This window comes from Mesorhizobium sp. CA14 (genome assembly GCF_020165195.1).
Classification (GTDB): Bacteria; Pseudomonadota; Alphaproteobacteria; order Rhizobiales; family Rhizobiaceae; genus Mesorhizobium.
On sequence record NZ_JAIUHR010000001.1, the window covers coordinates 359,202 to 379,750 of the forward strand.

The window sequence follows — 20,549 nt, forward strand, 5'->3', positions numbered from 1 at the left end:
TGGATGCCTCCGGCATCTGGTCCGCGCGGAAGGGATGCATGAGCATCAGGCCTGCGATAGCATCGCGGGCCTGATTCATTTTCGGTGCTGCCATGGATGACGAAAAGCCCGCCCGCCGGCGGACTCACGACCTGACCAGCGGCCCTATCCCGCGCACGCTGCTTTTGTTCGCCCTGCCTGTGCTGGGCTCCAACGTGCTGCAGTCGCTCAACGGTTCGATCAACGCGGTCTGGGTCGGCCGCTTCCTCGGCGAGGCGGCGCTGACTGCGACCTCCAACGCCAATCTGGTGCTCTTTCTCATCCTCGGCACCGTCTTCGGCATCGGCATGGCGGCGACCATCCTGGTGGCGCAGTCTGTCGGCGCCCGCGACCTCAGCGAGGCGAAGCGCATCGTCGGCACCAGCGCCACCTTCTTCTTCCTCGTCTCGGTGGTGTTCGCCGTCTGCGGCTGGATCTGGGTCGACGCCATCCTGACCGGGCTCGGCACGCCGGCCGATGCCTTGCCTTTGGCGCGCGCCTATTTGCGCATCATCTTCGTCGCCGTGCCGATGATGAACCTTTTATCCTTCGTCATGACCGTGCTGCGCGGCGCCGGCGACTCGCGGACCCCATTCGTCTTCATGGCGCTGGCGGTCGTGCTCGATGTCGTGCTCAATCCGCTGCTGATCCGCGGCGTCGGCCCCTTCCCCGAGCTCGGCATCGCCGGCTCGGCGACATCGACGCTCATAGGCCAGACCGTGAGCGTGATCGCCATCCTGATCGTGCTTTATGTGCGCAAGCACCCGCTGCGGCTGGCGGGCAGCGATCTCGCGCTGCTTCGGCCCGATCCGGCGCTGCTGCGCATCGTCGTCTTCAAGGGCATTCCGATGGGCCTGCAGATGATCGTCATCTCGGCCGCCGCGCTCACCGTGATGGGCATCGTCAACTCCTATGGCTCGCAGGTTGCAGCCGCTTACGGCATCGCCGCGCAGCTCTGGACCTATATCCAGATGCCGGCTCTCGCGATCGGCGCCGCCGTCTCCTCGATGGCGGCGCAGAATGTCGGCGCCGGACGCTGGGACCGCATCGGCAAGGTCGCGGCCTCAGGCGTCGGCTTCAACCTGGTGCTGACCGGTGCGCTGGTGGCTCTGCTTTTCGTCTTTGACCGCGCCGTGCTCAGCCTTTTCCTCAGCAACGACAGCACCGCGATCGATATTGCCGCCCATATCAACAGGGTGGCGTCCTGGTCGTTCATCCTGTTCGGCATCACGATCGTGCTCTTCGCCACGGTGCGCGCCACCGGCGCCGTCATGCCGCCGCTGATCATCCTGATCATCTCGGTATTGATCATTCGCACCGGCTTTGCCTACTCCATGCGCAGCGTCATCGGCCAGGAGGCGCTGTGGTGGAGCTTTCCGGCAGGCTCGATCACGTCGCTCGTGCTCGCCGCCGCCTATTACCGCTTCGGCCGCTGGCGCACGATGCATATGATCGAGGACCGGCCGGCGGCCGGCGAGCCGCCCGACACCGGCCTCGGCGTGCCCCGCCAGCGCGCGCAACTCCTGCCGGAGACGCCGAGCGGCTAATCCGCGACGGCGGGAAACGGTGAAAATACTCTATTTCGCGTATTTGGCGCCGAAGCCAAGCGCCACCAGCGAGAAGACGATGATCATGCCGGCAAAGGCCAGGCTTGCCACGGTGGCGTTGGCCAAGCTCGACAGGACGCCGATGCCGATCACCGGCAGCGCGTTGCCGCAGAAGCAGCAGATGAAGAAGGCCGAGACCACCTCGGCGCGGCGGTCGGCCGGCGCGATCTGATTCACCACCTGCAGGCCGCCGCGATAGCCGAGCGCCGCCGCGACGCCGCACACCGCCGTCGCCGCGATCATCAGCGCCATCGAAGCATAGACCTGCGCCGCGACGACAAGCGCCACGGCCGGGATCATCAGCGCCAGCGCCGCGAGCATGGTGGAGCGGGCGGACAGCCATGCGGTGCCTACAATGGTCACTGCTGCCACGATCGACAGTTCGAAGAACAGGCCGCCGGCCTCGGCGTGATTGGTGACATGCAGCTGCTGCGCCAGGATGCTCGGCGCCAGCGCCGCGTAGAAGCCGACCAGCGCCATCGCGCCGAAGCCGGTCACCGCTGGCGCCACGAATTGCGCGCGGATATTGTCGGGCACCGAAAGCCTTGGCCGCAGCGAGACGTCCGAGAAGCGTCCGGGATCGGAGACCGTTTCCTGTGTCCGCCAGATCAGCACGGTGACCAGCGCAAGCAGCACCAGATAGACCGCAAATGTCAGCCTGAGCGGCCAGGGCGCATATTGGGCGAGCAGCCCCGCCATGAGCGCGCCGGCCCCCAGACCGATGAAGTTGGTGCTGGTGGCAATGACTGCGGCGCGCGACTTGTCCTTGCCTTCGATCAGCTCGGCAAGCCAGGCGGTGCCGGCCCCCGCGCCGACGCCGATGCCGAGGCCGCTCAGGATGCGGGCAATGTCGAGCCAGGCGAGGCTTTCGGCGAAGAGGAAAAACAGCGCGCTGACCACGGCAACACTCATCGCGGCGAGCGCGGCAGGACGGCGGCCGACGACATCCGACACCCGGCCGAAAAACAGCAGCGCCGCCAGATTGCCGACGACGTAGACGGCATAGACCAGCGTCAGCGTGACCTGCGAGAAGCCGAAGGCCTGCTTGTAGATCACGTAAAGTGGGGTCAGCGCGGTGCTGCCGGCAAAAAGTGCTGCGATCATGGCGGCGACGGCGGTCATCGCGGCGCCGCCGCCAAGCTCATGGTCACGCGTCATGGTTTGAGCGTAGCTGGTCATGGCGATCTCCAGGGTTGCAAGCCCAACGCCTATATAATGGCGCTGTTCCAGCCACCGGACGCCCTCCTGACAATCCTGACAGGATGGTCTTGTGCGAAATCCTCGCGTAGCTTTGTCAGTCGACGAGGAGGAACCATGGGCAAGGGACGGGTCGAGGCATTCACCGATGGCGTCGTCGCCATCATCATCACCATCATGGTGCTGGAGCTGAAAGTGCCGCATGGCGAGGATTTCTCAGCGCTTGTGCCACTGTGGCCGGTCTTCTTCTGCTATGTGCTGTCCTTCATCAATGTCGGCATCTACTGGAACAATCTGCACAACATGTTCCACACCGTGCAGCGCGTCGACGGACGCGTGCTGTGGGCCAGCCTGAACCTCTTGTTCTGGCTGTCGCTGATGCCGGCGACCACGGCGTTCATGGGAGAGAACCATTTCGCGCCTGTGCCGGTCGCCGTGTATGGCGTGGACCTCGCGCTTTGCGCCGTCGCCTACACCATCCTGGTCATCAAGCTGCGCCATCTGCATGGCGCCGACACGACCTTCGCCAAAGCCGTCGGGCGCGACAGGAAGGGCAAGATCTCGCTGGCGCTCTACATCGCCGCAGTCCTGCTCAGCTTCTTCAACCAGTGGATCAGCATGGCGATCTACGTCCTTGTAGCGACCATCTGGTTTGTACCCGACAAGCGCTTCGAGAGACTGATCGAAAAATAGAATTTACTTCCGCATCGCCTTCAGCTTTTCCGCCACGGAGGCGGCAAGGTCGGCATAGCGTTCCTCCAGGCGCTCGGCCGCCTTGATGATCGGGAAGTCGTGGCCGAACTTCTCCAGCGCCAGCCGCAGCTTCTCGGCGAAATCCGCCTGCTTCTCCAGCGCCGCAAACAGTGTTTTCACCTGCGCCTCGCTGATATCGGGGTTGGCAAGCATCTGCGGCACCTCGCGACTCATCCGATCGCCGTCGGCGGTCTGCTCCTTCAGAATTTCGATCCAGTCGCTCAAATGCCGAACTCCTTTTCAGGACAACATGCGCGGCAGGCGCCGCCATGGTCAACCCGTTGCGGCTCTCGCCGTCAACCCATTGCGGCTCTCCCCGTCAACCCGTTGCGGCTCTCGCCGTAAACCCATTGCAGCTATCGCGGTCGGCTGACGGGACGAACCGGCCTTGCCTCGGCCGCGTCCGGCGTTAAGTTCGACCCGACCGAACAAGGATGGAAACCATGGCCAGCGACACCGAAATCCAGACTGCACTGCCCGCTTTCGCCGCTGGCAGTGTCGCCGTCATCACCGGCGGCGCCAGCGGCATCGGCCTTGCCGCTGCGAAACGGTACGCGGCGATGGGCATGAAGGTGGTGCTTGCCGACCTCGGCGGCATGCGCCTCGACCAGGCGAAGCAGGCGGTTGCCGCGATCGCCGGCGAGGGTGCCGTCCTCCCAATCCCGACCGATGTTTCCAGGGCGGAAGAAGTCGATCGGCTGGCGGACCTGGCTTACGGCGCCTTCGGTGCGGTGTCGGTGCTGATGAACAATGCCGGTGTCGGCAACAATCCGGGCAAGCCCTGGGAGAACCGCGACGCCTGGAAGCGGCTGCTGGACATCAATTTCTGGGGCGTCGTGCACGGCGTCGAGGCCTTCGCGCCGCGCATGCTCGCCGCTGGAAAGCCGGGTCTCATCATCAACACCGGCTCCAAGCAGGGCATCACCACCCCGCCCGGCAATCTCGCCTACAACGTCTCCAAGGCCGGCGTGAAGACTTTTACCGAAGGGCTGGCGCATGCCCTGCGCAACGAGCCTGGCGCGAAAGTGTCGGCGCATCTGCTGATCCCCGGTTTCACCTATACCGGCCTGACTGAAGGCGCGACGGAAAAGCCCGCCGGCGCCTGGACCGGCGAGCAGGTGATCGACTTCATGCTGATATCGCTGATGGACGACGACTTCTACATTCTGTGCCCCGACAACGAAGTGGCGCGGCCGACGGATGAAAAACGCATGGCCTGGGCGATCGGCGACATCATCGAGAACCGCCCTGCCCTGTCGCGCTGGCATCCCGATCACAAGGATGCCTTCGCGGCCTTCATGAACCGCTGACAGTCGTGTCACGCCGCAGTTTTCTTCTTGGGACCGCTCTTTGCCCCAACGGCTTTCTTTGCGGCCGCCTGAGCGACCTTGCGATTGTCCCTGGACCCGTTCTTCGCGGCCACGGCTTCGTTGGCGACTGTTTCGGCGATCTTGCGGTCATGCCGTTTTGCCGCCGCCTCGCATTTCGAGCGTATCTCCTCGACCTCGGATTCCGTCAGGTGTTCGATGCCGATGAAATGATTATGGGCTCGGCTGACCCTGATCAGTTCGTCCAGCTTGGCCTGGATCGCCGCGCCGTCGCGATTTTGCGTGTTCTGGATCAGGAACACCATCAGGAAGGTGACGATGGTGGTGCCGGTGTTGATGACCAGTTGCCAGGTGTCCGAGAATCCGAAGAACGGTCCACTCAACGCCCATACAACCACGATCGCCATGCAGATGGCGAAGGTAGCCGGCAGGCCCGCCAGATGTGCCACCTGGTTGGCTATCCGCGTAAAAACTTTCTCGATCATGCAAGTCCCTCGAACCGTGGATGCGCTGGCATTTTCGAAGAAACAAGCTGCCGTCCGCTCCGGTTCCGCGGGATCGAATTTTCGTGCCGACACGCGGCTGCAATCGGCTACACGCAGAAGGCGCAGCTTCGCGAAGAAACACCTTATCCGTTTGTTTGCAATAGTGCCGGTGCAGGCCGAAAGCCTGTTCCTTCCGCTTCACGGCGGTTTACCTCCAGCCCCTTCCGCTGCGTCACCCCCGCATGGCGGAAGGGGCATTTATTTGCGAGAGTGGAAGGGGACCGGTCAGACAGCGCCGGTCATGTGCTCGACGGCGTTCTGCCCGTGTCAGTGAGCGCTTCATCCCAGCGATCGAGAAAGGCTTCGATCGGCATGGCCTGCATGTCGGGAATTGCGCCCGCCAGTTTCTCGGGCGTCCAGTCCCACCAGGCGAGGGCTTCGATGCGCGCCGCGACTGCGGCGGAGAATCGCCGGCGCAGCGGCTTTGCCGGAACGCCGGCGACGATCGTATAGGGCGCGACGTCATGCGTCACCACCGCATTGGCGCCGATGATCGCGCCGTTGCCGATCGCGACGCCCGGCATGATGACCGCGCCATGACCGATCCAGACATCATGGCCGATGCTGACAGATTTTGCCTGGCGCCGCGCGCGGAATTCGGTGTCGACGCCCAGCCAGCGGAAATACTCGTTCGGCCGGTAGCTGACCTTGTGCTGCGTCAGCCGCTCGATCGGATGCTCGAGCGCATTGATGCGGCTGTTGGCGGCGATCGAGCAGAATTTGCCGATCGTCGTGTAGATCGCCTCGGAATGGCGTTCGAAATAGGAAAAGTCGCCGACGCTCACCTCGCGCAGGATCACCCGCTCGCCGATCGAGGCATAGCGGCCGAGCTTGCATCCCTTCAGCTCCGCGGTCGGATGGATGCGCGGCTCGGGGTCCTTGAGGATGAGGTCTTCAGGACGATCCATGAAGCGGCTTTACGCCGGCGGAGGACGGCCCGCAAGCGTGGCCTGTCCCCGGCAAGCCTGTTGGAGCCTATTGCGGCTTGCCCTTGGTCCACACCACGTTCTGGCCGTAAAGCGGCACAGTCGTGACCGACATCTTCGCCGAGCCGTTCTGCACCTGGCGCGAATGCGACAGATAGATCAGCGTCTCGTTCTTCTTGTCGTAGATGCGGTTTACCACCTGCTTTTTCCAGATCAGACTGAGGCCCTGCTTGAACACCTCCTCGCCGCCCTCGCCCATGTCGATGTCGCCGATGGTGATCGGCCCGGTTTGGCGGCAGGAGATCGAGGAATCGGAGGGATCCTCGAACCAGTTGCCCTTGTGCAGCCGGTCGATGATGCTGCGGTCGAAATAGGCGACATGGCAGGTGACGCCGTCGACCTTCGGATCCTTGATCGCGTCGACCACGATGTCGTTTCCGACCCAGTCGACACCCACTTTACCCACTTCGTCAGCCATGGCCGCGCCGGCGCTCAGGGCAAGACAGGCGGCGAACAAGCCGATCAGTTTTCGCAAGGAAGCCTCCTCGGTTCACGTTTGCCGATGTCAGGTGGGACAGGATCGTGGCGTTTGCAAGCCGATCGGCCTGCCTGGCCGCTTGCGGCAACGCGACATCTTTGCGCGCGCGGCGCCGACCCGTTAAGACTGTCGCCAAACTGGCTTCTGGCCAAAGCAACGGCGACGGACATTCACCGATGATGCGTTCAATCCTGATCGGCATTCTTGTTCTGATGGCGGCGGGCATTGGCTGGCTGACATTCGACTGGTACCGGGGCCACTATGGCGGCGAGCCCTTCGGCGCGCCCTTCACGCTGGTCGATCAGAAAGGCGCGCCGATCACCGAAGCCGCCTTCAGGGGACACCCGAGCGTGGTGTTCTTCGGCTTCACCCACTGCCCGGAAGTCTGCCCGACCACCCTGTTCGAGCTGGCCGGCTGGCTGAAGACGATGGGCGACAGCGGCAAGAACCTCAACGCCTATTTCGTCACCGTCGATCCGGAGCGCGACACACCGGAGACGATGAACACCTATGTCAGCAACTTCTCCGACCGCATCACCAGCATCACCGGCGATCCGGACAAGGTGCACGCCATGGCCAAGGCCTTCGGCATCTATTGGAAGAAGGTCGACACCGGCGACGGCGATTACACGATGGACCACACGGCGTCGGTGCTGCTGCTCAATGCCAAGGGCGATTTCGCCGGCACCATCGCCTATGGCGAGAGCGCCGACACCGCGATAGCCAAGCTGAAGCGGCTGGCTGCCGGTGGGCAAACATGATGGGCCAGACCAGGCTCCACTTCACCGCCAACAAGCTTGAGGCCGACCGCATCTTCGCGGCGCTGGACGCAGCGTTGGAGGATGACGGCCTGCCGATCGCCGTGCTGGAGCTCGACGAGGAAAAAGATATCCACGAAGTGTCGCTCTATGCCGATGGCGACGTCGATCCCGTCGAGGCGCGGGTCAGGGATATCCTCGCCGGCCTCGGCCTGCCGAAGGCGATCGAGCGCGAGGTCCTTCCCGACGTCGACTGGGTGTCGCGCTCGCTGGAAGGCCTGAAGCCGGTCCGCGCCGGCCGCTTCTTCGTCCATGGTTCGCATGACCGCGCCAAGCGCCGCAGCGGCGACCTCGCCATCGAGATCGAGGCGGGCCTTGCCTTCGGCACCGGCCATCACGGCACCACCGCCGGCTGCCTCGAAATGCTGGAACAGGTGGCGCTGCGCGAACGGCCGCGCAACGCGCTCGACCTCGGCACCGGCAGCGCCGTGCTTGCGATTGCGCTGGCCAAGCTCGCGCATGTCCCTGTGCTGGCGACCGACATCGATCCGGTCGCCGTCCGCGTCGCCGCCGCCAATGCCCGCCTCAACCACGTCAAGGCGCTGGTCGAGACCGTGACGGCTCCCGGCTTTCATCATCCGATCTTCGCCAGGCGCGCGCCCTTCGACCTGATCGTCGCCAACATCCTGGCCCGGCCGCTGATGCGGCTCGCTCCGGAGATGGCCAAACACATCAGCCTCGGCGGCTCGCTGGTGCTCTCCGGCATCCTCGACCGGCAGCGGGACGCGGTGATCTCGGCCTATGTCGGCCAAGCCTTCCGCCACGTGCGTACCTTGCATCGCGAGGGCTGGGTGACCATCCACCTCAAGCGCTGAGGCCGGGTTGCGTCCAGCCGATCTGGCCCTGCCGAAATCGATTCCGGTTTTCAAGCTCATGCGCTACGGTCGCCGCAAGCCATTCGAGGGAGCCAAAAATGTTCCAGACCTTTGATTCCGCTGGTGATCCGGCCGTCGGCAAGCCTCGCGTGGCGCTGCTGCGGCAATGGCTGGCCGAGAATGGCCTGGATGGCTTCATGGTGCCGCGCGCGGACGAGCACCAGGGCGAGTATGTCGCCGACCGCTCGGCGCGGCTGAAGTGGCTGACCGGCTTTTCCGGTTCGGCCGGCGTCGCGATCGTGCTGCGCGACCGGGCCTTCATATTCGTCGACGGCCGCTACACGCTGCAGGTGCGGGGTGAGGTCGATCTTTCGATCTTCACCGTCGAAAGCCTCATCGACAATCCGCCGGCCACATGGATCAAGGACAATCTCGGCAAGGGCGCAAGGCTCGGCTTCGACCCCTGGCTGCACACGATCGGTGAGATCAAGGCGCTGAAGGCTTCGGCCGAGCAGTCCGGCGCGACCTTGGTGCCGCTCGACAGAAATCCCATCGACATTATCTGGACGGACCAGCCGGAACCGCCGCGCGCGCCTATCGAGATCCATCCGCAAAATCTTGCCGGCGAGCTCGCGAAGGACAAGCTCAAGCGGCTGGCGGGCGCGATCGAAAAGGACGGCGCCACCCATGCGGTGCTTACCGATCCGTCCTCGATAGCCTGGGCCTTCAACATCCGTGGCGGCGACGTGCCGCACACGCCGCTGGCGCTCGGATTCGCCATCCTCGCCGCCGACGGCAAGCATCAGCTGTTCATGGGCCAGCGCAAATTCCCGCGCCAGGTCGCGGCCTATCTCACCCAGCTTGCCGATCCGCAGGATCCGGGCGAGTTCGAAGCCGCCATCGTCGCGCTAGCCAAGGACGGCGCGAAAATCGCACTCGATCCGGTGCTGGCTGCGGAGAAGCTCCGAATGCTGGTCGAGGACAATGGCGGCGCGGTCGTCCTGGCCGCCGACCCGGCGCGTATTCCGCGCGCGACCAAGAACCAGGCCGAGATCGCCGGCAGCCGAGCAGCGCATCGCCGCGACGGTGCCGCGGTCGCCAAGCTGCTGTGCTGGCTCGACCGCCAGAAGCCCGGCACGCTCGACGAGATCGCCGTCGTCACCAAGCTCGAGGAGGTGCGTCGTCAGACCGGCGAGGAAACGCAGATGCCGCTGCGCGACGTTTCCTTCGACACGATTTCCGGCGCCGGCCCGAATGGCGCGATCATGCATTACCGCGTCTCGCGCGCCACCAGCCGCAAGCTTGAGAGCGGCGAGCTGTTCCTGCTCGATTCCGGCGGCCAGTATCAGGACGGCACCACCGACATCACCCGCACCGTGCCGATCGGCCAGCCGACCGAGGAAATGCGCGAGCGCTTCACCCTGGTGCTGAAGGGCATGATCGCCATCTCGACGCTGCGTTTCCCCGCCGGCACGCGCGGTTCGGAGATCGACGCCATTGCCCGCGTGGCGCTATGGAAGCATGGCTGCGACTTCGCCCACGGAACCGGCCACGGCGTCGGCTCCTATCTCGCCGTGCACGAAGGGCCGCAGCGCATCGCCCGCACCGGCACCGAAAAGCTGCTGGCCGGCATGATGCTGTCCAACGAGCCGGGCTACTACAAGGAAGGCGCCTACGGCATCCGCATCGAAAACCTGATCCTGGTCACGCCGGCGGAGCAGATCGAAGGCGGCGACATCGCCATGCACGGCTTCGAGACGCTGACGCTGGCGCCGATCGACAAGCGGCTCATCCGCACCGATCTGCTGCACCGGGACGAATTGCAGTGGCTCGACCGCTATCATGCCCGGGTGCTGACCGAGATCGGCCCGATGCTCGACGGCGAAACGCTGGCCTGGCTGGAGAAGGCGACAGCGCCGCTGCCCCACGACGCAAAAATTTGAGGCAAGCTTCTGTCTCCCGGTTACGGGGAGAAATGCCGGGCAAGGCAATGAGGGGCAGCGCCAGCCATTCAGGATGGAAAGCTATCCGACGAACTGCCTCGCCAGAATCAGGACAGCAGCTCCAGCCAGAAACATCGCCATCAGGCCGCCGCGCAGCGACACCAGCACGGTGACGATCAGCGCTGCCCATTCCGCCGGTCCGGCATGCAGCAGCTCCGGCGCGACGAGCGTCGTCAGCACGGCGGCCGGCACGGCGTTGAGGCCGGCCTCGACGCGCGGATGGATCGTCTCGAAGCGCGAGATGACAAGGTGGCCGCCGACGCGGGTCAGATGGGTGGCGACGGCGCCGGTCAGGATGATCCAGAAGGTCGCGCTCATGGTCGCTTGCCCACGCCGCTGTGATGCGGCGGCAGGATCACCGCCAGGAGAACGCCGGCAAGCGCGCCGATCGAGACATGCCAGGGCGAGCCGACGGTCCGATAGGCGATGATCGAGGCGACGGCGCTGGCGGCGACGACGGGCGCCCAGAGCGGCCGTTTGCGGAAGCCGAGCACCAGGCCGAGGAAATAGATCGGCAAAAGGAAATCGATGCCCAGCGCATGCGTGTCCGGGATCATCTTGCCGAACACCGCGCCCAGCCCGCTTTCGAGCACCCAGAACACATAGACCGGCAGGCCGAGCCCGAGATACCAGACGAAGCCGACGGGACGGCCGGCCTCGGCCCTTGCCTCAGCGATGGCGAATTGCGGGTCGGTCAGGATGAAATAGCCGGCAGCCTGCTGCAGCACCGGCCAATGCGCGATGCGTCGGCCGATGCCGGCCGAATAAAGCACATGGCGGAAATTCACCGCGAAGATCGACAGCACGATCAGCCATGGCGCGACATGCTGGCCGAACAGTTCGATGCCGACCATCTGGCTCGCGCCGCCATAGATCATGGCGCTCATCAGGAACGCCTCGAGCACCGAGAAACCATTGTCGACGGCGATCGCGCCGAACAGGATCGCGAACGGCGCCGAGGCGACGACGACCGGCATCGAAAGCCGCACGCCGTCCCAGAAATCGCTGCCCGTTCGGCCTTCAGAGATTGCTTCCGCCGCCATCAAGCCACTCCTTGAGCGGCTTCATTTAGGGAGCGTCGCCTTCAATGTCACACCAATTCGCTTGACCCAGCGATCAGCGGAACTGATCGCGGGCGTCAGACCTTGACGGCTGTCCCCTGGATCGCTCTGCCCCAGTCGAGCAGCGGCTTGGCGCCAAGCGTGAAGTCGACGAGATCGTCGACCAGCGCCGGCGAATGGATCGTCGCCGGATCGATGTCGTGCCGGACCACGAAATGCCGGCTCCGTACCGCCTGGGCAAGATCCTCGTCACTAATGTCCTCGAAACCGCGCGGCGCCCGCTTCAGGCGATCTTCCGCATCGAGCTCCAGGCCGGCCTTCTTGAGCGATGTGACCATGGCGCGGAACGCGGCCGGCTTGGTCACAATCGCTTTGCGCATCGCCTGCAGCAATTCAGACGCCGGCTGCCACCACGCGACGCCGGCAAAGCAGCGCTCAAGCCCGATATGCACATAGAAGACGCCCTGCTCCATCTTGGTGCCGTCGGGCGACAGGATCGCCGAGAGATGCCGGTTGTAGGGTCGCTTGTCCTTTGAGAAGCGCACGTCGCGATTGATGCGGAAAAGCGACCTCTTGCGGTCGCCGCGCAGACCTAGCTTGGCCGCTTCGAAACGCTCTGTGAGCGTCTCGACCAGATCGCAGAACGGCCCGTGCAGCTCGCTGTCGTAAAGGTCGCGGTTCTCCTGGAACCACTCGCGGCTCTGGTGGAAGTCGAGTGCCTTCAGGAACGGGATGGCCTTCTGCCCGAACCCCTTGAACGCGCCCGCCATCAGCCGCCCCTGCCGATGCGCTGCAGCCAGGTATCCTCGTCGATCACCTCGATGCCGAGGTCGCTTGCAGCTTTCAGCTTCGAGCCGGCGCCCGGACCCGCCACCACAAGGTCGGTCTTGGCCGAAACCGAGCCCGCCACCTTGGCGCCGAGCCGCTCCGCCATCGCCTTGGCTTCCGAACGCGTCATCTTTTCCAGCGAGCCGGTGAACACCACCGTCTTGCCGGAGACTTCGCTGCTGGCCGAGATTTCCACGACATAGGGTTTCGGATGAACCTGCGCGAGCAGGGAGTCCAGCACGTCGTCATTGCGCTCATTGCCGAAGAAATCGCGCAGCGCGTTGATCACCGTATCGCCGATGCCGTTGATCGACGGGAAGACGGTATGCGGATCCTCCGCCTTTGCCGTTTCCTTGCCGATTCGGATCAGTTCCTCGATGGTCGAGAACTGGCGGGCAAGCACGGCCGCCGTCGTCTCGCCGATATGGCGGATGCCGAGCGCGAAGATGAAGCGGTCGAGCTCCGGCTCGCGGCGCGCGTCGATGGCGGCGAACAATTTGTCGAGGCCCTCATAATTGCGCTCCTCGACGCTGCGCACGTTCTTACGGGTCTTGCCGGAGGCTTCCTCGCGCAGCCTCGCCTGCTCCTCGCGCCGCTCCGCCAGCGCCTTGGTGACGGCCGGGCGGCGATCCTTCAGCGTGAAGATATCGGCGGCGGTCTTCACCAGCCCCGAATTGAAGAACAGGTCGATATTCTCCGCGCCGAGGCCTTCGATATCTAGCGCGCCGCGCGACACGAAGTGGCGCAGCCTTTCGACCGCCTGGGCGGCGCAGATCATCTCGCCGGTGCAGCGCCGCCGCGAATCCTCCTTGCCCGTCTTCTCGTTGATCTCGCGCGTCGCCGGCGAGCCGCAGACCGGGCAGGTATGCGGGAATTCATAAGGCACGGCATTGGCCGGTCGCTTGTCGATGACGACGCTGACGATCTGCGGGATGACATCCCCTGCCCGCTGGATCACCACCGTGTCGCCGATGCGCACATCGATGCCGTCGCGGATCGGCTGGCCGTTGCTGTCGAAGCCTTTGATGTAGTCCTCGTTGTGCAGTGTGACGTTCTCGACCACCACGCCCCCGACCGTGACCGGCGCAAGCCGCGCCACCGGGGCCAGCGTGCCGGTGCGGCCGACCTGGATGTCGATCCTCTCGACCGTCGTCATCGCCTGCTCGGCGGGGAATTTGTGGGCGACCGCCCAGCGCGGCTCGCCGGTCACGAAGCCCCAACGGCGCTGCAACTCGAGCTGGTCGACCTTGTAGACGACGCCGTCTATGTCGTAGCCGAGCGAGGAGCGCTGCTCCTCAATCCGGTGGTAGTGCGCGATGAGTTCGTCGATCGATTTCGCCCGCACCATCAGCGGGCTGACCTTGAAGCCCCATTCCTTGAACTTCTGCACGGAATCGAACTGCGTTGGCGCGGGGTCCGCTGTCGTGTAGCCCCAGGCGTAGGCAAAGAATTTGAGGTTGCGGCTGGCGGTGACCGACGGATCCTTCTGGCGCAGCGATCCGGCCGCGGTGTTGCGCGGATTGACGTAATCCTGGCCGCCGACCGCCGCCGAACGCTGCTTCAGCGCCTCGAATTCGGCATAGGTCATATAGACCTCGCCGCGGATCTCGATGATCTCCGGCCAGCCCGAACCCTGCAGCTTCTTCGGGATATCGGCGATGGTTTTCAGATTGGCGGTGATATCCTCGCCAACGGCGCCGTCGCCGCGGGTCGCTCCCTGCACGAACACGCCATTCTCGTAGCGCAGCGAAGCCGACAGCCCGTCGATCTTCGGCTCTGCCGTAAAGGCGATGTCGAGGTCTTTGTCGCGGTCGAAGAAACGCCTTCCGCGCTCGATGAAATCGGCGACGTCCTGGTCGGTATAGGCCTTGGCGAGGCTGAGCATCGGCACCGCGTGCCGCACCTTGGCAAAGCCTTCCGCCGGCGGCGCCCCGACCCGGCGCGACGGCGAATCCTCGCGCACGAGATCGGGAAAGCGCTCTTCGATGGCCAGGTTGCGTCTTGCCAGCGCGTCATATTCGGCGTCCGAGATCGTCGGCGCGTCCTCGGTGTGATAGCGCCGGTCGTGCTCGGCGATCTCCGCCGCGAGCCGCTTCAGCTCCTCCGCGGCCTCTCCTTCGCTCAGCGATTCGACTGGTTTTTCCGACATGAAACGCGGTCCTCGAATTATGGCGGGCCACTATAAATCAGGATTCGCAGCGAGGGAGTCGGATTGCGAAGAAATCATTGCTGAACAGCGGGATGCAGCCATCTGCTGACTCAGCCTGCCGGCGTCCGGAAATCTTAAGCTGCGGCAGTGTTCTCGCGCAGCAACCTCTCGGCAGCGGCGCGCGCCTCGTCGGTGATGACGGCGCCGGCCAGCATGCGCGCGATTTCTTCCTGGCGCGCGGCGCGGTCCATTTCGGCGATGCCGGTGGCGACGCGATCCTTGCCGCCGGATTTGGAGATCAGGAAATGCGTCGCGGCGCGTGCCGCAACCTGCGGCGCATGTGTAACCGAAAGCACCTGCACCCGTTTCGACAGCCGTGCCAGCCGCTGGCCAATGGCATCGGCCACCGCGCCGCCGACGCCGGTATCGATTTCGTCGAAGACCAGAGTCGGCGCCGAGCCGCGATCGGCCAGCGCCACCTTCAGCGCCAGAAGGAAGCGCGAGAGCTCGCCGCCCGAGGCAACCTTCATCATCGGGCCCGGCCTGGTACCCGGATTGGTCCGCACCCAGAATTCGACCTGGTCGATGCCTTCTTCCATGCGGTTTTCGGCATCGCTTTTCATCTCGACGATGAACTCGGCCCGTTCGAGCTTGAGCGCCGGCAACTCCGCCATCACCGCCTTGGTCAGCCCCGCCGCCGCCGCATTGCGCAGCGACGACAGCTGCGCGGCGGAAATATCGTAGGCTTCGCGTCCGGCGGCGGCCTGCTTTTCCAGCGCATGTAGCCGCTCCTCCCCGGCATCGAGATCGGCAAGATCGGCCACCATCGTGTCGCGCAGCTGCGCCAGGTCGTCGACCGCGACATTGTGCTTGCGCGAGGCGGCGCGCAGCGCAAACAACCGCTCCTCCGCCTTCTCCAGCCGCTGCGGATCATATTCGGTGGCGCGAAGCGCAGCGTCCACGCCGGATTGCGCCGCATCGAGCGAGATCATCGCCTCGTCGAGCGATTTCACCACGTCGTCCAGCAGGCCGGGCGCTTCGCTGGACTTGCGCTGCAGCCGCCGTAGCAGACTGGCAAGCTGCGGCAGCGGCGAGGACGGCCCCGACAGAACATCCTGCGCGTCATGGATCTCGGCGGCGATCTTTTCCACGCGCATCATCGTCGCGCGCAATTCGGCGAGATCGGTCTCTTCCCCAGGCTGGGGATCGAGTTTTGCAAGCTCGGCGACGGAAGCGCGCAGATAATCGGCCTCGCGCGCCGCCGCCTCGACCCTGGCGCGATGCCGGGAAAGCTCTTGCTCGCAGTTTCGCCAGTAGCGCCAGGCTTCGCCCGTGCCGCGCACGGCGCCCAGATGGCCGCCGAAACTGTCCAGCAATTCCCGATGCGCGCCGGGATCGACCAGGGCGCGCTCGTCATGCTGGCCGTGGATCTCGACCAGCGCGCGGCCGACATCGCGCATCAGCGTGACGCTGGAGGGCTGGTCGTTGACGAAGACCCGCGTGCGGCCGTCGGCCGTCTGCACGCGGCGCAGGATGATGTCGCCATCGTCCTCGATGTCGTTGTCGGCGAGCAGCGCACGCGCCGGGTGGTTGCGCGGCACGTCGAACACCGCAATGACCTGGCCTTGCGCGGCGCCGTGGCGGACGAGCGATGCATCGCCGCGCGCGCCGAGCGCCAGCGATAACGCGTCGAGCAGGATGGATTTGCCGGCGCCGGTTTCGCCGGTCAACACCGAAAGTCCAGGCAGGAAGTCGATGTCCAGCTTTTCGATCAGGACGATATCGCGGATCGACAGTCTGGACAGCATCGCAAGCTTCAGGCGCCGGTGATCAGTTTCCCGGCCTTGGAGATCCACGATCCGGCATTTTCGCGCGGCTCAAGCCCGTTGCTCTGCAGGAGCTTGTAGGAATCCTTGTACCACGGGCTATCCGGATAATTGTGACCAAGCACCGCCGCGGCCGTCTGCGCTTCCGAGGTCAGGCCCATGGCGTAATAGGACTCGGTCAGGCGCGCGAGCGCCTCCTCGACATGGCGGGTGTTGGAATAGGTTTCGACCACGGTGCGGAAGCGCTTCACGGCGGCGATGTATTCGCGGCGCTCTAGATAATAGCGTCCGATCTGCATTTCCTTGCCGGCGAGCTGGTCGTTGGCGAAGCGGATCTTGTCCTTGGCGTCGGCGACATATTCGGAGTTCGGCCAGCGTGTCACCAAATCCTGCATGGTCTGGATGGTCTGGCGCGCTTCCTTCTGGTCCTGGGTGACATCCTTGATCTGCCGGTAGTAGCTCAAGCCGATGATGTATTGCGCGTAGGCGGCGTCGTCGGTCGACGGATAAAGCGTCAAATAGCGTTTCGCGGTTCCGATAGCCTCGTCGTAATTGCCGGCGCGATAATCGGCGAAAGCGCCCATCACCATCGATTTGCGCGCGAATTCCGAATAGGGATGCTGGCGATCGACGGCGTCGAACTTCTTGCTGGCCTCATCGAGGCGGCCGGCATTCATATTGGCCAGGCCCTGATTGTAGAGAACGTCGGCTGGTTCGGTCTGGTCGACATAGGTCGCCAGGTTGATGTCTTTCTTGTCCGACGTGCAGGCCGATACAACGAGCGCGGGAGCAACCACCGACAGCGCCAGCAGAACACCTCGACGCGGCGCCACCGATTGACCAACTCGCGAAAAAAACATGTTTGGATTCCGCCCCTTCGGCGTCGTTTCGGTCCGGGCCGAAGCCATAAACCATTATCCCCTTGCCCGGCAACGCTATGTCCGGCCAATCGCACATTTTTGTGGCGGCTTGGCGTTGCGCCCAAGGTTGTTCAATTTGAGCGAGCCGTGATGCAATCATGCAACACAAGCTCGCGCCACAAAGCCAGAAAATGGTTAAAAATCAGATCACCCAAGGTGCGTAGACCGGCCGGCTGACGGCGATCATCTCGGCGACGCGGCCGCGCTCGCGGCGCCTCGTCTCGACGATCTCGAAGGCCGTGTGGTCGGAAAGCAGCCGGCGCAACGCAGACGCGTTCATCCGGTGGCCGCCGCGATAGGAACGGAAACAGCCGATGAAGCGCGCCCCGGCCAGCGCCAGGTCGCCCATCGCATCGAGCGTCTTGTGGCGGGCGAATTCATTGGGATAGCGCAGCCCGCCGACATTGATGACGCGGTTGTCGTCGCCGATGACCAGCGAGTTTTCCAGCGACGAGCCGAGCGCGTAGCCGGCGGCCCAAAGCCGTTCGACATCCTTCATGAAGCCGAAGGTCCGCGCCCGCGCGATGTCGCGGCGGAAGATGTCGGGATTGATGTCGCAGGCGAATTGCTGGCGGCCGATCGCCGGGCTTTCGAAATCGATCTCGACCTCGAATCGCGTGCCGTCATACGGGCGGAATTCCGCCCAGGACGCGCCGGCTTCCACGCGCACCGGCTTGACGACGCGAATATAGCGACGCTTCACCGCCAGTGTCTCGATGCCGGCCTGGTCGATGGCTTCGACGAAAGCCATGGCGCTGCCGTCGAGTATCGGGACTTCCGAACCGTCGATCTCAATGACGAGGTTGTCGATGCCGAGGCCGAACACCGTTGCCATTAGATGCTCGACCGTGCCGATATGCTCGCCGGCCGGATCGCCAAGCATGGTGCAGAGATCGGTGGCGCCGACTTCCGCGACCAGGGCGCGGAACTCGCGCGGCTGGCCGCCATTCGAAAGATGGAAGACGATGCCCGTATCGGCGTCGGCCGGCAGGAAATGAACGGTGACGGTCTTGCCGCTATGGACGCCGATGCCAGCCAGCGTCGCGCGCGATTTCACTGTCGTCTGATAGTCGTGCAAGAGTAACCCCATACGCCCAAAATGCCTGCGTCCGCTCCATCGGCCTTGGGTATCTTGCAGCCAGGTGATGGTCTGGCGCTCGCATGGAATGCGGCAAAATAAGCAAGAGCATGCGGCTCTATGTGATCGGCAGGCAGGGCTACTCCCCGAATCCCGGCAAACCGACTTTAGTCCGTGGCGAAGATAATGGCCCGCCTTGGAGACTCCAAATCACGGTTTCTTACCCTGTGTAACCACGGGATTGTGTTAAAAATATCTCATAAGTCGTTGTTTTTCAAAACTTTACAAAAACAGCAGGCAGACGATTTCTCGCCTGCCTGTTAACAACCGTTATATATCGTTAACGATCAGCATTGCGCTGTATCGACGATCGGCGGCTCGCCGTATCGACGATCGGCGGCCGCCGTATCGATCAGTTGGCCTGGCGGCGCAGGAAAGCCGGGATTTCCAGCTGGTCGTCTTCCTGGACCGTGCGGGCCTGCGGTGTCAGCCGGCCCTGGTCGTCGAGCTGGCCGCGGCGCGGCGCGTAGAGCTGCGGGTCCTGGCTGGCGAGGCGGCGCATCTCGGGCGCGGCCTGGCGCAGCTTCGGCTCGCGCGGCTGCGCCGGCTGGAGCCGGGCCGGCTCTTCCTCGCGGCGGGTCAGACCGTTGGTCAGCCGCTTGATCAGCCCCATCGGACCGCTGTTCTCGTGGTCCGCGGGTCGGCTCTTGGCTTCGACCTCGGCCCTCACCACCGGCGGAAAGTCTTCCACGCGCGGCATGCGCTGCGGGGCCGCGGCCACCGGCTGGGGCATCTCGCGCTGCGGCGCGGGCTGCTGCATGACCTGCTGCGGCACCACCGGCTGCGGCTGCGGCTGGGCCGGCGGGGCCTGGAAGATCTTGCTCTGCGGCCGGAAGTCGTCGACCGGCGCGGGGCGCGTCTGCGCCATGGCGGCGGCGTTCGCCTCGGCAAGCTGGATCGCTTCCGCGACCGGATCGACCGCGCGCGGCTCGTAGGCCTGCGGCTGAACCGGAGCGGGGCGGATTTCGGCAACCGGAGCCACCGCCGGACGGGCGGCCGGCTTCTGCGGCGCGCGGATCGAGATTGGCGCAGCCGCGATTTCGGCCGCCGACTTGTCGATGCCGGTGGCGACGACCGACACGCGGATCACGCCTTCCAGTTCCTCGTCGAAGGTGGCGCCCAGAATGATGTTGGCGTCCTGGTCGACCTCCTCGCGGATGCGGGTGGCGGCCTCGTCCACCTCGAACAGGGTCAGGTCGCGGCCGCCGGTAATCGAGATCAGCAGGCCCTTGGCGCCCTTCATCGAGGTCTCGTCGAGCAGCGGGTTGGCGATGGCGGCTTCAGCGGCGGCCATCGCGCGGCCCTCGCCCGAAGCCTCGCCCGTGCCCATCATCGCCTTGCCCATCTCGCGCATCACCGAGCGGACGTCGGCGAAGTCGAGGTTGATCAGGCCTTCCTTGACCATCAGGTCGGTGATGCAGGCCACGCCCGAGTAGAGCACCTGGTCGGCCATGGCGAAGGCATCGGCGAAGGTGGTCTTGTCATTGGCCAGCCGGAACAGGTTCTGGTTGGGGATGACGATCAGCGTGTCGACGCACTTCTGCAGTTCCTCGATGCCCATGTCGGCCGTCTTCATGCGTCGCTGGCCCTCGAAATGGAACGGCTTGGTGACGACGCCGACGGTGAGGATGCCCTTCTCGCGCGCGGCGCGGGCAACGACGGGAGCAGCGCCCGTGCCGGTGCCGCCGCCCATGCCGGCGGTAACGAAGCACATATGGGTGTTGGAGAGGTGATCGATGATCTCGTCGATGCACTCTTCCGCCGCCGCGCGGCCGACTTCCGGCTGCGAGCCGGCGCCGAGGCCTTCGGTGACATGCGCGCCGAGCTGGATCAGCCGCTCGGCCTTCGACATGGTCAGCGCCTGCGCGTCGGTATTGGCCACCACGAACTCGACGCCGCGCAGGCCGGCTGTGATCATGTTGTTCACGGCATTGCCGCCGCCGCCGCCGACACCGAACACGGTGATGCGGGGCTTGAGCTCGGTGATGTCCGGCTTCTGCAGATTGATGGTCATTGTCTCCGTCCTTTGCCTTTCCCGCCGCCTCGCCGCTGCGGCCGCCTATGGGGCTGTCCCCGTCA

At 64.7% G+C, this 20,549-nt stretch carries 19 protein-coding genes; 6 read left to right on the forward strand and 13 right to left on the reverse strand.

From position 1 onward, the window contains the following. Positions 1-92: 92 nt before the first annotated feature. Positions 93-1,565, forward strand: a complete 1,473-nt coding sequence (locus LB565_RS01735; RefSeq protein WP_224581458.1) for an MATE family efflux transporter — start codon at positions 93-95, stop codon at positions 1,563-1,565. Between the two features lie 30 nt (positions 1,566-1,595). Here LB565_RS01735 and LB565_RS01740 read toward each other — a convergent pair whose 3' ends face one another. Then, complete coding sequence (locus LB565_RS01740) at positions 1,596-2,804, reverse strand: MFS transporter (RefSeq protein WP_224581459.1); 1,209 nt, start codon at positions 2,802-2,804, stop codon at positions 1,596-1,598. A gap of 135 nt (positions 2,805-2,939) precedes the next feature. Between LB565_RS01740 and LB565_RS01745 the strand changes: the two genes are divergently transcribed. Further along, complete coding sequence (locus LB565_RS01745) at positions 2,940-3,515, forward strand: TMEM175 family protein (RefSeq protein ID WP_224581460.1); 576 nt, start codon at positions 2,940-2,942, stop codon at positions 3,513-3,515. A 3-nt stretch (positions 3,516-3,518) separates the two neighbouring features. On the opposite strand, the gene LB565_RS01750 is transcribed toward LB565_RS01745, so the two are convergent. Further along, on the reverse strand, positions 3,519-3,800 hold the full coding sequence (locus LB565_RS01750; protein WP_224581461.1) for a hypothetical protein: 282 nt from the start codon (positions 3,798-3,800) through the stop codon (positions 3,519-3,521). 218 nt (positions 3,801-4,018) lie between these two features. Between LB565_RS01750 and LB565_RS01755 the strand changes: the two genes are divergently transcribed. After that, positions 4,019-4,885, forward strand: a complete 867-nt coding sequence (locus LB565_RS01755; protein ID WP_224581462.1) for an SDR family NAD(P)-dependent oxidoreductase — start codon at positions 4,019-4,021, stop codon at positions 4,883-4,885. A gap of 8 nt (positions 4,886-4,893) precedes the next feature. Here the strand turns inward: LB565_RS01755 and LB565_RS01760 are convergent, their stop codons facing one another. The 3 genes from LB565_RS01760 to LB565_RS01770 all read right to left on the reverse strand — a co-directional run bounded on the left by LB565_RS01760 (position 4,894) and on the right by LB565_RS01770 (position 6,852). After that, positions 4,894-5,388 carry a low affinity iron permease family protein gene (locus tag LB565_RS01760; protein WP_224581463.1) on the reverse strand — a complete coding sequence of 165 codons (495 nt, stop codon included), beginning with the start codon at positions 5,386-5,388 and terminating at the stop codon, positions 4,894-4,896. Positions 5,389-5,687: 299 nt separating this feature from the next. Beyond that, positions 5,688-6,356 (reverse strand): DapH/DapD/GlmU-related protein, encoded by a 669-nt coding sequence (locus LB565_RS01765; protein WP_224581464.1) that lies wholly within the window; start codon positions 6,354-6,356, stop codon positions 5,688-5,690. Between the two features lie 67 nt (positions 6,357-6,423). Then, entirely contained in the window at positions 6,424-6,852 is a 429-nt protein-coding gene (locus tag LB565_RS01770; RefSeq protein WP_224581550.1) for a CreA family protein, read from the reverse strand. Positions 6,853-7,088: 236 nt separating this feature from the next. Here LB565_RS01770 and LB565_RS01775 point away from each other — a divergent pair, with 236 nt between their 5' ends. The 3 genes from LB565_RS01775 to LB565_RS01785 all read left to right on the forward strand — a co-directional run bounded on the left by LB565_RS01775 (position 7,089) and on the right by LB565_RS01785 (position 10,488). Next, positions 7,089-7,673 (forward strand): SCO family protein, encoded by a 585-nt coding sequence (locus tag LB565_RS01775; protein ID WP_318012099.1) that lies wholly within the window; start codon positions 7,089-7,091, stop codon positions 7,671-7,673. Further along, a complete protein-coding gene (locus LB565_RS01780) occupies positions 7,673-8,545 on the forward strand; it encodes a 50S ribosomal protein L11 methyltransferase (RefSeq protein WP_224581552.1) in 873 nt (290 codons plus the stop codon). Before LB565_RS01775 ends, LB565_RS01780 begins: the two co-directional genes overlap by 1 nt. 98 nt (positions 8,546-8,643) lie before the next feature. Then, on the forward strand, positions 8,644-10,488 hold the full coding sequence (locus LB565_RS01785) for an aminopeptidase P family protein (RefSeq protein WP_224581465.1): 1,845 nt from the start codon (positions 8,644-8,646) through the stop codon (positions 10,486-10,488). Between the two features lie 81 nt (positions 10,489-10,569). On the opposite strand, the gene LB565_RS01790 is transcribed toward LB565_RS01785, so the two are convergent. The 8 genes from LB565_RS01790 to ftsZ all read right to left on the reverse strand — a co-directional run bounded on the left by LB565_RS01790 (position 10,570) and on the right by ftsZ (position 20,484). Further along, positions 10,570-10,866, reverse strand: coding sequence for an AzlD family protein (locus LB565_RS01790; RefSeq protein ID WP_224581466.1), 297 nt, complete (start codon positions 10,864-10,866; stop codon positions 10,570-10,572). After that, positions 10,863-11,591: an AzlC family ABC transporter permease gene (locus LB565_RS01795; RefSeq protein WP_224581467.1), complete on the reverse strand. Its 729-nt coding sequence runs from the start codon at positions 11,589-11,591 to the stop codon at positions 10,863-10,865. Before LB565_RS01795 ends, LB565_RS01790 begins: the two co-directional genes overlap by 4 nt. A gap of 95 nt (positions 11,592-11,686) precedes the next feature. Then, positions 11,687-12,379 carry a DUF2461 domain-containing protein gene (locus LB565_RS01800; RefSeq protein WP_224581468.1) on the reverse strand — a complete coding sequence of 231 codons (693 nt, stop codon included), beginning with the start codon at positions 12,377-12,379 and terminating at the stop codon, positions 11,687-11,689. Further along, complete coding sequence (gene ligA, locus LB565_RS01805; protein WP_224581469.1) at positions 12,379-14,586, reverse strand: NAD-dependent DNA ligase LigA; 2,208 nt, start codon at positions 14,584-14,586, stop codon at positions 12,379-12,381. Before ligA ends, LB565_RS01800 begins: the two co-directional genes overlap by 1 nt. 134 nt (positions 14,587-14,720) lie before the next feature. Continuing rightward, positions 14,721-16,394 (reverse strand): DNA repair protein RecN, encoded by a 1,674-nt coding sequence (recN, locus tag LB565_RS01810; protein ID WP_224581470.1) that lies wholly within the window; start codon positions 16,392-16,394, stop codon positions 14,721-14,723. A gap of 8 nt (positions 16,395-16,402) precedes the next feature. Continuing rightward, positions 16,403-17,272, reverse strand: a complete 870-nt coding sequence (locus tag LB565_RS01815) for an outer membrane protein assembly factor BamD (RefSeq protein ID WP_224581471.1) — start codon at positions 17,270-17,272, stop codon at positions 16,403-16,405. Between the two features lie 202 nt (positions 17,273-17,474). Then, positions 17,475-18,422: a UDP-3-O-acyl-N-acetylglucosamine deacetylase gene (lpxC, locus tag LB565_RS01820; RefSeq protein WP_224581472.1), complete on the reverse strand. Its 948-nt coding sequence runs from the start codon at positions 18,420-18,422 to the stop codon at positions 17,475-17,477. Positions 18,423-18,822: 400 nt separating this feature from the next. Then, a complete protein-coding gene (gene ftsZ / locus LB565_RS01825; RefSeq protein ID WP_224581473.1) occupies positions 18,823-20,484 on the reverse strand; it encodes a cell division protein FtsZ in 1,662 nt (553 codons plus the stop codon). Positions 20,485-20,549 lie beyond the last annotated feature (65 nt).